12 protein-coding genes, 1 tRNA gene and 1 pseudogene are annotated in these 13567 nt (G+C 38.9%); 3 read left to right on the forward strand and 11 right to left on the reverse strand.

The genetic code is table 11. From position 1 onward, the window contains the following. Positions 1-38: 38 nt before the first annotated feature. The 5 genes from HUK45_RS00275 to HUK45_RS00290 form a co-directional block, all read right to left on the reverse strand. Entirely contained in the window at positions 39-632 is a 594-nt protein-coding gene (locus tag HUK45_RS00275; RefSeq protein ID WP_148444626.1) for a site-specific integrase, read from the reverse strand. Positions 633-904: 272 nt separating this feature from the next. Further along, complete coding sequence (locus HUK45_RS09470) at positions 905-1237, reverse strand: 3-hydroxyacyl-CoA dehydrogenase family protein (RefSeq protein ID WP_328797106.1); 333 nt, start codon at positions 1235-1237, stop codon at positions 905-907. Then, a complete protein-coding gene (locus HUK45_RS00280; RefSeq protein WP_235971896.1) occupies positions 1218-1853 on the reverse strand; it encodes a 3-hydroxyacyl-CoA dehydrogenase family protein in 636 nt (211 codons plus the stop codon). Before HUK45_RS00280 ends, HUK45_RS09470 begins: the two co-directional genes overlap by 20 nt. A 44-nt stretch (positions 1854-1897) precedes the next feature. Next, positions 1898-2335, reverse strand: a complete 438-nt coding sequence (gene msrB, locus HUK45_RS00285; RefSeq protein WP_191910572.1) for a peptide-methionine (R)-S-oxide reductase MsrB — start codon at positions 2333-2335, stop codon at positions 1898-1900. Positions 2336-2470: 135 nt separating this feature from the next. Next, a tRNA-Arg gene (locus tag HUK45_RS00290) sits at positions 2471-2542 on the reverse strand. Positions 2543-2634: 92 nt separating this feature from the next. On the opposite strand from HUK45_RS00290, the gene HUK45_RS00295 reads away from it, so the two are divergent. Then, positions 2635-3447 (forward strand): HAD-IIB family hydrolase, encoded by an 813-nt coding sequence (locus HUK45_RS00295; protein WP_191910573.1) that lies wholly within the window; start codon positions 2635-2637, stop codon positions 3445-3447. 99 nt (positions 3448-3546) lie between these two features. Here HUK45_RS00295 and HUK45_RS00300 read toward each other — a convergent pair whose 3' ends face one another. Beyond that, entirely contained in the window at positions 3547-4071 is a 525-nt protein-coding gene (locus HUK45_RS00300) for a nucleoside 2-deoxyribosyltransferase (protein ID WP_191910574.1), read from the reverse strand. A gap of 80 nt (positions 4072-4151) precedes the next feature. Here HUK45_RS00300 and HUK45_RS00305 point away from each other — a divergent pair, with 80 nt between their 5' ends. After that, positions 4152-5573, forward strand: a complete 1422-nt coding sequence (locus HUK45_RS00305; RefSeq protein ID WP_191910575.1) for a DHA2 family efflux MFS transporter permease subunit — start codon at positions 4152-4154, stop codon at positions 5571-5573. A 271-nt stretch (positions 5574-5844) separates the two neighbouring features. Here the strand turns inward: HUK45_RS00305 and HUK45_RS00310 are convergent, their stop codons facing one another. The 4 genes and pseudogenes from HUK45_RS00310 to HUK45_RS00325 form a co-directional block, all read right to left on the reverse strand. Continuing rightward, a complete protein-coding gene (locus HUK45_RS00310) occupies positions 5845-6009 on the reverse strand; it encodes a hypothetical protein (RefSeq protein WP_191910576.1) in 165 nt (54 codons plus the stop codon). Positions 6010-6027: 18 nt separating this feature from the next. Beyond that, positions 6028-6873, reverse strand: a complete 846-nt coding sequence (locus HUK45_RS00315; RefSeq protein ID WP_191910577.1) for an alpha/beta hydrolase — start codon at positions 6871-6873, stop codon at positions 6028-6030. A 21-nt stretch (positions 6874-6894) separates the two neighbouring features. Further along, positions 6895-9198 carry an ATP-binding protein gene (locus HUK45_RS00320; RefSeq protein WP_413230811.1) on the reverse strand — a complete coding sequence of 768 codons (2304 nt, stop codon included), beginning with the start codon at positions 9196-9198 and terminating at the stop codon, positions 6895-6897. Positions 9199-9318: 120 nt separating this feature from the next. Then, positions 9319-11095, reverse strand: a pseudogene (locus HUK45_RS00325) (oleate hydratase). Positions 11096-11276: 181 nt separating this feature from the next. Here HUK45_RS00325 and HUK45_RS00330 point away from each other — a divergent pair. Then, complete coding sequence (locus HUK45_RS00330; RefSeq protein ID WP_191910579.1) at positions 11277-12107, forward strand: DNA/RNA non-specific endonuclease; 831 nt, start codon at positions 11277-11279, stop codon at positions 12105-12107. A gap of 58 nt (positions 12108-12165) precedes the next feature. Here the strand turns inward: HUK45_RS00330 and HUK45_RS00335 are convergent, their stop codons facing one another. Further along, complete coding sequence (locus HUK45_RS00335; RefSeq protein ID WP_191910580.1) at positions 12166-13545, reverse strand: amino acid permease; 1380 nt, start codon at positions 13543-13545, stop codon at positions 12166-12168. Positions 13546-13567 lie beyond the last annotated feature (22 nt).

Here is a 13567-nt window from a genome sequence, read left to right on the forward strand (position 1 = left end):
AGAACCGCTATTTTTTAATAGATAAAATATTATGTAAACTAACCAAAATCAATTTTATTTAGCATTTGCTCTCGACTGGTTTGATCAAGGCCTAGATACTTTAGTGTCATGGCTTCACTGGAATGGTTTAGCAGACTCATCACCAAACCAATATTATAGTTACTCTGAACGTAAACTCGGTAAGCCCCCGTTTTACGCATCGTATGTGTTCCAAGATAATTAATATCTAACAACTCGCCAACTTCGTGCATGACATTGTAAAATTGGCGTTCATCAATATGTTTAGTAGGTCGCGTGATTGAAGGAAATAACCATTCGGTAGTTCCCTCAAAATGCATCTTTTTAAGCCATTGCTGATACATTAATAGATCTTGGTTAACCGGTCGTAAATACAAGGTATTTTGTTTACCGGTTTTCTTATCTTTAATAAAGGCATGTTCACGCAATAAGCCATTTTCTTCAAAGACATCTGATTGCTTTAAGCGTAAAACATCACTCACTCGCAATAATGTCGCTTTACCAACTTGAAAGATGGTGTAGTTTCGTCGCCCAGCCTTAAAATTATGAAGGAGTGTGTCTTGAACTTCGGAAAGAATGTTTGAATCCTTAATTGGTAGTACTAATTGTTTCATTTTCCCCACCTAATACTGGTAATGTTATTATTTTGCTATTCACAATAATAACACATCTATTATTTTATTTAAAACGTGATCCTATTATATCACGATTTATGAAGTGTTATTATATACAAATAACACTTTCTTGCTGAGAATAATTTAAATCTAAGTCAAAATTTAGGGGTAATTTCGTTTAAAAACAAAATTAGCTCTCAGACGCAATGAAAATCAGTTAGACATGTAGTTGTCCATTTGATTTATTCTGAGAGCTAATTTTATTTCAATAATTATTTTTGATCGTCCTTAAGCTGATCAAGGAGTGCCTGATCCCGTTGTTTAACGATTTTCTTACCAGCATCCCCTTGCCAATCAAAGAAGCCCTTTCCCGTCTTTAATCCTAATTCATTTTGGGAAACTTTTTTAGCGAGCGCTGGATCAGTTCCGGTTTCGTTAGCTAAATCTGCATATAAGTATGAACTAATATTCTTAAAAACATCCAGCCCGCCTAGATCTGCACTGGCGACTGGCCCAACTAAATTCCAACGACGACCGAGACTATATTTAACAATATCATCAACTGCCTCTGGACTAGCAATGCCTTTATCGATAATAGATAATATGGAAGGCTTCCCGCAAGACTGCTAGCTGAATTCGGTTACCGACAAAACCGAGTGCCTCCTTCTTAAGCGGTACAGCATGTTTACCGATCTTATTCATGAGCTTAACGGTAACATCAACCGTTTCTTGATTCGTCTTTTTACCAGGAACAACTTCAACTAACGGCATTAACTGTGCAGGATTCCAAAAATGGGCAACGACAAACCGTTCTGAATGCTGAAGGACACTTTGTAAAGCTGTTGGGCTTAATCCCGAAGTGTTAGTTGCCAAAATTGCTGACTCTTTAACAATCTTCTCAATTTCCGTCCAAACTGACTTCTTAATTTCCTCATTCTCAATAATTGATTCAATTACAAAATCTGCATTTTGACAAGCAGCAGTAAGATCAGTTGTATAGGTTAGCCGGTTTAAAATTTCTTCTGGCTTTTCAGTGATCATTCCAGCATCCACAAAAGTTTTCAGATCATGACGAATCAGCTCTTCACCACGCTGAAGTCCCGTTTGCTGACGATCATAAACTTTAACATTATAACCATTCATTGCAAATTGGAGGGCGATCGCGTGACCCATTGTTCCAGCACCAATATTAGCAATCTCTTTAATTCCGGTTAATTCCATCGTCATCACACTCCTTAATATTACTATTATAATTATAATAGATATTATTGGAAAAGTGATTGATATTCATCATATCCTTGAGCAGCTAATTGGTCAACCGGGATAAACCGTAACGCGGCAGAATTGATGCAATATCGTAAGCCTCCGCGATCTTGTGGACCATCAGCGAAGACATGTCCTAAATGAGAATCACCATCCTTGCTACGGACTTCAATTCTTTCCATTCCAAATGACTGATCACGTTTTTCTTTAACTGCCCGACTCTTAATTGGCTGTGTGAAAGATGGCCAGCCACATCCTGCATCATATTTATCTAAGGAAGAAAACAAGGGTTCACCGCTGACAACATCTACGTAAATTCCGGGTTGGTCAAAATGATCATACTTTCCCGTAAAAGGCCGTTCCGTTGCCGCTTCTTGAGTAACCGCATATTGTGTTGGCGTTAATTTTGCCAATGCTTCTTTTTTCTGTTCTTGATTCATGAGATTACACCCCCATAAAGCCATGGTTGTCTTATACTTATAAGATAAACATACTTAATAGATTAATGTCGAGAAAAATGCTTATAATAAAAAACACCTGACTGAAAGCCAAGTGTAAATTACCGTAATTAATAATGCGCCCCCCGAGAGTCGAACTCGGATCATGAGGACCGAAATCTCATGTGCTATCCATTACACTAAGGGCGCCTTACATAGTTTATTTTAATCCTTTTCTAGTAAAATAGTAAGTAGTAATTAATAAATTAGAGAATTTAATTTCTAATAAAAGGGAGAACGCCATGCTACCACAAAAATTTATCGCGATTGATATTGATGGAACATTATATGACGACAATGATTATTTTGATCGTCAACGCTTTAACCGTGATTATCAAGAACTCTTCAATAAGGGGATTCTTCTAATTGTTGCGACAGGAAATAGCTATGATGCGGTTCAAGCAATTTTCCAGAGATGCCCAGTAAATACATTCATTGCCGAAAATGGTGGTCGAATAGTTATTAATAATCAAGATGTAATTAGTCATGTTCATCCACAACCACTATTAAAAGATTTAATTAAGTTTCTTATTCAGCAAGATTATCATCCAGATCTCTTTTCGCTTTCAGGAGCTTCAAATACCTTTATTGGCAACAAATTCAAGGATGTTTCCGTCCCATTCTACCCTCATCATCAATATTTCTCGTCACTTGAACAGGTTAACGAACCGATATATAACGTCAACTTAAATTGGTTTAAAAGTCGACCACAATTATCAATAATTGAAAAGGTGATCCAATCCATTAACAACGCTTTTCCTAAGATGGTTCAGGCTACTTATAGCGGTGCTTACGGGATCGATATTTTACCATATGGGGTGAACAAGGCAGCTGGACTAAAGGAACTAATTAGTCACTTTCCTGGTAGAAGTCTTGCTGACGTAACTGCATTTGGTGATACTAGTAATGATCTTGAAATGATCCAAGAAAGTGGTATCGGTTTTGCAATGAAAAACGCTACCCCTGATTTAAAACGAGTTGCTGACCAGATTACCCAACGAGATAATAATCATGATGGTTTACTTTATGAAATTGAAAATCAATTTTTAAGTTAACGATTGAAAATATATTATGTAAACTTAAGTAAAAAAGAACCAATGCCTTACCAATCTTAAACGGTAGACACCGGTTCTTTTTGTCTTTACTCAATTAAATTAGTAAACAGCTCCATCATAGAAGTTAAAGGATGGTTTGTTGAAATCAAAAGACGCTAATTCAGACATCTTAATAAATTGGTCGGCAATTCCCCAACTCATTAAATTAATTGGTTTTCCCCAATCTTCATCCGGAATAACAACCAGAATATGCTTGCCAAGTGCAGAGGCCATCCCTAGTTCGACCCCCATCCCAACATCTTCTTCCTTAGGGATATAAACGGCTAATAATAAGTCACTGGTTGAAACCCCAACGCGATCACCATTATAGGTGGCTGTTGCCCATTCACGATCTTCTAGCAGCTCAGGGTGTTCATCAACCCTTAATCCCTTATATTGATGCTCTAATGGAACGTATGAATTTTCTACATCAACCGTTGGATTTTCCTTAATTGCTTCCATTGCATCCTTGTAAGCCTTGTTTTGATTATCTGTAAACCAACCGGCACAGAAGTAAACAGTCTTTGTCTTTTGACCCACGAAATTTCCTCCTCTAATTAATACAATCAGATCATATTTTAGCATACGAATGAAAAAAGTGCTTACGAAAAAAATTTAAATCTGATAGACTAATCAATCGTTGAGTAAAGGAGTGAAGAAATATAATGGATAATACTCAAAATAGTACTGCAAGAAAGCAGCTTGCGCATCCTAAACTAGCAATGGTAGCAATGTTATTAGGAGCCTTTGTGGGAATGTTAAGTGAAACCTCACTTAACATTGCTCTTCCCAAGCTAATGTTGTCCTTACGTGTCAATATGGCAACTATTCAGTGGCTAGTTACCGGATACATGCTTGTTATTGGAATTATTCTTCCTTTATCGAGCCTAATTTCAAAATGGTTTACTACTCGTCAGATCATTATCTTTGGTTTACTAAGCTTTATTATTGGGGCGGTTATCTCTGCTTGTGCAAGCAGTTTTCCAGGAGTGTTAATCGGTCGAATGGTGCAAGGGATTGGAACCGGGTTGATTCTGCCACTAATGTTCGCCGTCGCAATGCAAATCTTTCCACCCCAAAAACTTGGTGCTGTATTGGGAATCTGTGCACTAGTAATTATGTTTGCACCAGCGATTGGGCCAACACTTACCGGACTAATTCTTGCTAAACTTTCTTGGCGCTGGATCTTCTGGCTATTTATCCCGTTCTTAGTCTTAGCGCTAATTTTTGCAATAACTTCATTAGATAACGTTAATAACGTTAGTAAACCACATGTCGACTGGCTTTCAATTATTGAATCCGCAGTTGGTTTTTCTGGGCTAGTCATTAGTGCTAGTCTCTCTAGTCGTGATGGCTGGCTATCAGTTCCCGTTCTCTCGGCATTAGTGGTTGGAGTAATTGTTTTAGGATTTTATATTCACCGCCAACTCCACTTAACAGAACCAATTCTTAATCTAAGGTTATTTAAAATTCCGGCCTTTAGGACAGGAGCTCTGTTAGTGATGCTCGATTTTGGGATCATCCTTTCCGCAATGTACTTATTACCAAACTACCTACAAAATGGTTTGTTGATTCCGGTTGCTCTTACTGGTATGATTATGCTTCCCGGAGGAGTGATCAATACTATTACATCTGCACTAGCCGGTCGACTTTACGATAATATTGGCGCTAGAAAACCAGTAATGATTGGCTTAGTTATTGCACTAATCGGAACCATTATGTTTGCATGTACTTCAAATCATTCATCGGTTGGTTATATCATTATGGCTCATGTGATCTTAATGATTGGTTGTCCGTTAGCAATGTCCCCCGCGCAGACTAGTTCGCTAAACTCCCTCAATGGTCTTGAATCAGCAGATGGGAGTACAATTCTTAATACTCTCCAGCAAATTGTTGGTGCATTGGCAACTGCATTGGCAACTAGTTTCCTCGAACTTGGGCAAAAGAATGTTACTGGTACTGCAGCTCTTAAATTTACTAATGGGTTCCACTATGGAATTTACTTTACCCTTGTCTTAGTTGTGATTGCCTTAATTCTTTCCTTTAGGCTTCAAGACCGCGCTAAGAAAACGCAAGATATTAATTAGCTATCGGTTGCAATTTCTTGGCAAAATGCTGATAATAAGACCAACCGCCTATTAACTATAAGGAGTTGGTTTTATTGCTACCTTCATTACCTGTTGGTATTGGTGAAGTCCATGCAATGCATGAGCTGTTTAAATTAAACCCGCGTTTGGCGATTATTGTTTTGCTACTATTAATATGCCTAGCATTTTACCTAAAAAATAAGTAGAAATAAAAACAGAGCTTTGTCACTCTGCCCTCTAACTAAGAGGAACGAAGTAGCAATGCTCTGTTTTATTTTGTCATTATATCTTTAAGACCGATTTTTACTAATTCTTTAGCTGCTGCAGAAACGGTTAATGATTGTTTTTCTGCATATTGCTTAACTAGTTGATAAACCGCTAGCTCTTCTGGGCCACGCCAAATAATACCAGTTACCTGCCCATGTTCTTTTTCCATTAAACCACTTCCTTAAATCTAATCCTTATCCCAAAGTATCTTAGCGACTCGCTGTATAATTGCCATTCGATCATGGAGTTGAAAATGATTGGTCTTGGGAACCACTACTTGCCTGTATTGAATCTCTGGATGAATTCTCACAAGTGTTTGAAGCATTTCTGACTGTACACGTGGAACTGATTCATCCCTGCCACCCATGATATTAAAAAATTTGATAGAAGAGTTAGGGTGCCAGCTCCTCATCTGTTGCTCCAACTGGTGAAAATTACGATCCTTTGATTTACGGTTTAAATTAGGAACAAACTTTACTTTAACGCCAAAACTCTCTTCAACCGGGACACCAAGAAAAACTACTTTATGAAGTTGAATGTTTTTTTGTAGTTTTTCAGAACTCATATAAGCATGAATGAACTCGGTTCCCCCATAAGAATGGGCAATAACATTCATTCGTTTAATATGGTAACGATCATGAAGTAATTGAAGCGCTTTGGTTAATTGGTAAACCTGGGGATGATAAGAGGCATTATAGTTCCAATTGTAGAGTATTTGAATAAGCGCATTTTTCTCCTGATGATAACTTCCACTAGTTTTAACCGTTCCTGTTGGTGATATCCATACTGTCATTACCTTTTGCGCATAATGATGACTTTCAAAGTAATGCGTCATTCGATAATAAGTAGTTGTGTTACCGCCCCAGCCAGGAATCATTATAGTTGGCGTTTCATCGTAATGAATATTTGAACGATAGTCACTTGTTTTTAACGAATGGTTAGGCAATGGTAATAGGATAGTAAATTGAATGATTAACATCAGTATTAATAGAATACTAATAGTCGCGGTGAACCCTTTTAATAATCGTCTCATTACTTATCATCTCGGTTCGTCTTAACCAAATAACCGGGCCCAGAAGCCTTTCTTCTTTGGCTTTTCTTCTTCAACTGGAGAAGTTGATTGTTCATCAGTACTCGTAACTGAATTCTCTTCCTCATAAGGATTATGCTCACCAATCCACCGGAAGAATTCTGGAGCCTTAATTTCAACAAACTTCCCTCGTTTACCGTTAATCCCATCTACACAAAGTTCAATTGGCAAAGCATTTCGGTACTTTTCGATACTATCAGCTGTAAAGCCGTTAAAGGTGTTCAACTTTGAAATATCGAATAGTAAACTGTCATCCCCCTGACGATATTGAAAATCATCTTGCTGGGTCAGGTAAAGTTTAGCCCACCGATTTCGCGAGCTTTCCTTAAAGTCATCGCAGATTGTCTCGGAGAAGTAATCAGGCAATGGGAGATTAGCCATTTCATAATAGTTCTTAAATAACTGCCTGGTCATTGCAAGAAAGTCAAGTCGTCCCGTATCAGAATTGAAGTCCCGCCATGGGGTCTCATCGTCTTCAAGAAGGTTCGCCATCCGCATTACAAAGTCCTTAAACAGAGTATTATTCAGTGTCTTTCGAACGTTAAAGATATACTGGTTAGTTGCTCCTTTCTGCGACTCATCAATGACCTTGTCAATTTGTAAGTAGTAAGTCCGCCGAGCGGTTTCCCGAAGCATAGTAAAACCTGAATCATAATTAGTTGTTCCGATTAATGGAGCAATTGGGTGCGGATGGTTTACAAGCTCATTCATAATATCGACGATCAGATGTCGACTGTATTGATCTTGCTGGAAGAAGTACGGTTCAATTTCATCTAACAAAACCGGGTATGAACTACCAAGTTTCATATAATGTTCCATCGCCTCAACAGTCTTTGCTTTCTTTTGGGGAGTTTGCGATGGGTAGATCGTTCCAAAGTCAATCAACGAGCGATCAGTATTCCATGTGAGCTGATTAATAATCCGGAGAAGAGTTGACTTTCCAGAACCAGCCGTTGCCCCTAAGATTAGGAAATTAGGAACGTCATTCCCATCTTCAGGGTTCAGGCTAGCTTTAGAACGAATTTCCCATAAAAACGGTGCAGTAAAACTATACAAAATTGCTTCAAAGAACCGCTTCCCGTAGTCAGCATCATAATCAACGACAAACTGCTGATAGCCTTTCATAACAGCATCAATGCTTTTTAAACCGTCACGAATTTCAGAAATAGTTGCAATTTTGCCAAATGGGATTGGGTGAGTTCCCGTATCATTAGGAACGTATAGGCCACTATTGTTATTCGCAATGTTTCGTTCCATTGGCCGATCGTACAGAAAAGTCGTGTACTTTTTCTCAGCATCCCGTTGCTGTGGTGACATTCCACTGATCAAAGCATCCTGAACCTGCTTGGTAATTTTTTCTCGAGTCTTTAGTTTTGGCTTAGCTGCCCGAGGAGAGACCGCTTCTTTTTGCAAAGTATAAATCGTATCATGTTGCTTAACCTGCTTGGCAATTTTCTCCTTTGCTTGAGAACGATTTATAGTAATATCACGCATTGACTTTGTGATCATTTCAGGAACGAGATTATGGTCAATATCATGCTGAAGGTCATGCTTCAACAGATCCACCATGTCTGTTTCAGCGATCTTATCTGTTGTTTCATTGTCAAGGATAACCGGTCCCTTACCGCTATCCTGATCTTTCTTTCCTTCCTCAACTTGCTTTTGAGCTGCCTTTACTAGGTTTGTAGTAAAGAAAGGCTTCAATACCGGCTTAAAATCCTTTTTAAAGTGGTCAGCAAGGTTTTGGTATAAGCGGACATCATTGTCAAATACCAATACTTCTTCAAATTGATTTCGGTGAGCATCAAATGAAGCTTCGTCTAAATCTACACTTCCAAGAATTACACGGGTATCATGGGTAGTTGAACTGCTTAACAAGTAAAACTTAGAATGAATAACTTGAGTTGGTGCGATTGATACGCGAAAAAGATTATTTAAGACGTTCGTTTGGTTGTCACTGGTTAACGCAGAGAAGAGCTTAGCAGCTTCTTTATTTGCTGAACTAAGGAGAGCATTGGTAAGTGCAACCTTTGTCACCATCTCATCAGCACTTAATTCACTAGTTGATTGGGAGCTTAACGCCACATTAATACTGATAAAATTACTAAGGTATTTATTAATAAAGTCAGCAGTAATCTTCCCAGTTACTGCGATTAACTGATCGTATTTTTGCGAATCAAATAATTGATGAATCTTTAATGGTGGTGTTTCTTGACCATCAAAAACAATATGAATTTTTCTTATATCAGCAGTTTCTGTCATGACCATAATCCTTTACTATCAATAAATATATTAGTTTTATTTTCGACTATTTAATCCCTTTTTGCAAGTGGTTCCCCGATAAGCTATATAAAAAAGGAGCCGGAAATTTTCCAGCTTCTTTCATCTTTATAGTAAGTGCTGTTGTTCCATTAATTCACCAATCCAGGTTCCTTGGAGCTTCTTTAATAACGGCTTTTCAACAATCTTCGGAATTGGTAGATCCATGTCTTTTAACGGTTTCTTATCATTCATGTAATACATTGCCCGCATTAACTCTCGAAGATCATAAATAGAGTTAAAGACTTCTGGAACTCCCCGATCAACATCTAATAGAGTGTAGACGGCTTCCATTGCGGTCCGTACTGAATATTCCGTGGTAAATACGGTATCACGACTTGGAGATTCAGCAAAGTTACCAATAAATGCCAAGTTAGCGGATCCTTCTGGAACAACGTCTGGACGGTCGCCCTTAACTCGTGGCATAAAGTAGCTAGTGATGAATGGCATATATACTGGAACAGTATTAATTGAACTCTCCTTAGCCAAATCGTCAATTAACGCTTCTGGAACTCCCAGATGGTATAGCCATTCCTTGGTAATCTCTTCACCAGTACAATCAACGATCCGTTTCTTAATATAGTTTCCCTTTGTATTAGAGTACAGACCGTAAATCCAAACAATGGTTTCATTTTTCTTTTGCTTCTTGAAGTGTGGTTGACGGTGAATTGTCCAGGAAAGCATCCAATTAGAGTCAGTGACCGTAATGATTCCACCAGTATTAACTTTGCCATCATGGAGATCCCGTTTGGTTAAGCGTTCGATGTATGGTTCAACTTGCGGGTTCTTAACGGTTGCAGTAGCGGAAATGAACCAGCTTCTCCCCGGAAGGTTCTTGCAAAAGACATCAGGATGACCAAAATCAGCTGACTGCCGAGCAAGGTTTTCCCACAGTTTCCAACTACCACCAAGTGCTTGCGTTGGTCGAGCTGCTTGATGGTGACTGCCGTAAGTAGAACTTTCTGTAATTGAACCGTTTGTGACAAAGACAAGGTCATTGTCCGTTAACTCAACAACTTTATCTTTACCGGCTTGAGTTAATAAGATTCGCTTAGCGTGCTTTTGCCGCCCCTGAGTATCAACAATAACATTCTTTACCTGGGTATCGTACTCAATCTTGACATGATGATCTTTCAAGTAGGCCAATAGCGGCTTGGTCATTGATTCATATTGGTTATACTTATTAAACTTCAGTGCAGTGAAATCCGGTAAACCATCAATATGGTGAATAAACCGCATCATATAACGACGCATTTCAGCTAGAGAGTGCCACCGTTCAAACGCAAACATTGTTGACCAATAAATCCAGAAATTGCTTTCAAAGAAATCATCAGAGAAGTATTCACCAATAGTCTCCCTTCCCAACTTTTCTTCAGGGGTCATAATTAGCTTAGTCAGCTCTTTGATTGCCTTTTTACTTAAACCATATTTACCGTCCGATGGAACTTCATTTCCCCGCTTATAGGTTAAACGACAATTAGAACTGTTTGGATCTTCCTTATCTAACCAGTAGTATTCATCAAGGTAGGAAGCACCTGGAATTTCAAGTGATGGAATTGAACGATACATGTCCCACATACACTCGAAATGGTTCTCCATTTCCCGGCCTCCACGAGTAACAAAACCAATTCCCAGGACGATCTTCACCATCAAGAGAACCACCGGCAACCGGTAATTCCTCTAAAATATGGATATTCTCACCCGGCATTTGAGCATCACGAATTAAAAACACGGCGGCCGATAAACCAGCTAAACCACCACCGATGATGTAGGCGTGTTTCTTGTCAACGCCAGCGGGCTTCTTTGGTCGAGCAAAGGCTTCATAATTCCCGTTTGAATAATACATTTTGACGACTCCCTTCTCAGTAAACAAGTGCATCATAACTACCTTAATTTTAGTGAAAGCGGTTGAAAGTGTCAATTTTATTAAACACAATGAACTTATAAATTAATTCTAAATAATTATTCCAAACGTATGTTCAAACTAGTAAAATAGACTTTGGAATTATTAGAAATGGAGTGAATTTATGAAACTTAAGAAACGCCTCTATCACCTTTTATTTGCTCTTGCTGGTTTATTAGTAGTTACTGGAGTTATCCAGCAACCTCAGCTAACAAATGCTTCGTTAAACCATATTAGTAAAATTGCTTATTGGAAGAAAAACAGTCATAACGCTCAAAAAACATTACCGCCAACTCAGGAACAGGCTAATTCAGTCTTAACTCCGGCTGTTCGCCAACAACTTGGCACTTCAATTACCTGGAACAAAGCCGGTGCGTTTATTATCAATAATAACCAAACAAATCTTAACGCTAAGATTGCAAGTACCCCCTATGCTGTAAATCATCTTGACCGTCAAGGAAGGGCGTGGCAAGGTGATGCCTGGTTAAACAGGACAACTCGTCAATATAAAAGCCGAATTGCCACAGGGAATGGTGCTACGGATTGGCGACCAGCTGGCTTCCTTCAGGCGCATAATCTTAAAGGCAGGTACAATCATGCATACGATCGCGGACACCTTCTTGCCTATGCACTAGTTGGTGGTATTCATGGATTTGATGCATCCGAATCAAATCCATCTAATATTGCCACGCAAACTGCCTGGGCAAATGAAGCACGAAGTAAGAACTCAACAGGACAAAATTACTACGAAGGTCTGGTGAGAAAAGCATTAGATCAGAATAAGCAGGTTCGCTACCGAGTTACCAATATTTATGACGGTAATAATATCGTTCCGGCAGGTGCTCATATCGAAGCTAAATCTAGTGATGGTTCTTTAGAGTATAATGTCTTTGTTCCGAATGTCCAAAGAAACATTACCATCAATTATTCAACCGGTGCAGTAAAGCAAAACTAAAAAAGCAGCTTTGTGAGTCCCCTCAAACAGGATTTACAAAGCTGCTTTAGCTATATATTTACTTTTCTTTTCCTTCATGAACACGGATACGGTAAATAATACTCATAATAATCAGAAAGATAACACCAACTGATACTGAAACCCGAGTATCTGGGTTAAAGAACATGAAGAGCAAGATCACAGTCAAAGCGATCAAACTAAAGTAGTTATAGGCCGGGTAAAGCGGCATCTTGAATGGATGATCTTTAAGCTGTTCAGGGTGTTCTTTCCTGAAGTGAAGTTCTGACAAGAGAATGATAAACCATGGTACCATCCCTGGAAGAACACTGGAACTATATACAATGACGAAAATGTTTTGAGCAGCAGAACTAAAAATCGACATTAATTCATTAATTACAAAACCAAGGAAAATCCAGAAGGAAATCGTGAGGATTGCAACATTAGGAACAACGCGCTTGGAAAGCTTACTAAAGAACTTTGGTACTTCCCCATCAACAGAAAGCTTGAACAGCATCCGACTAGCACTGTAAATTCCAGAGTTAGCTCCAGAAAGAGCTGCCGTCAAAACAACAAAGTTAATGATTCCGGCTGCTCCAGTAATTCCAACCTTCGTGAAGGTTTCAACGAATGGTGAGCCAACGGACTTCAATTCGTTCCATGGGTAAATAGAAACAATGACGAAAATTGCACCAATATAGAAGATTAAGATCCGCCAGATAACGGACTTAACTGATTTCACAATCGCATGACGTGGTGATTCAGCTTCACCAGCAGTGATTCCCAATAACTCAATTCCCTGATAAGAACCAGCAATCACAGATAGCGAGAACATAAAGCCCATAAAGCCACCGGTAAAGAATCCGCCATGAGACCACAAATTAGAAATCCCAACTGGATGCCAGTTATTACCTAACCCAAGAACAATAACCAGTAACCCAAGAATAATCATCGCAATAATCGTGACAACCTTAATCATGGCAAACCAGAACTCCAGTCGGCCATATGCTTTTGCTGATGCTAGGTTCGCTAAGGTTAAAATAACGATCATTATTAACCCAGAAATCCAATCCGGAAGGTTCGGCCACCAGTAATTTAGATATTGACTCATTGCGATAATATCAGAAATCCCAACAATGATAAATTGGAAGACGTTACTCCACTTCGTTAAATACCCAGCAACTGGATGAATATACTTCGAACCATAATCCGCAAAGGAACCAGTTCCCGGACTAATATAAATTAACTCTCCAAGAGCTCGCATAACACCATAGAGAACTAAGCCGACAAAGGCATATGCCAGCAGAACGGAAGGACCAGTCCACTTAATAGTGGAAGTAGCCCCCATAAAAAGACCACTACCGATTGTTCCACCGATCGCAATCATTTCCATCTGTCCAGGCGTCATCGTCCGATTTAGTTTTGCTTTATTTTCATTCATGTCTAACTCCTCATTTCCTTCA

This window comes from Limosilactobacillus urinaemulieris, from assembly GCF_014838745.1.
In the GTDB taxonomy this organism is placed as follows: domain Bacteria; phylum Bacillota; class Bacilli; order Lactobacillales; family Lactobacillaceae; genus Limosilactobacillus; species Limosilactobacillus urinaemulieris.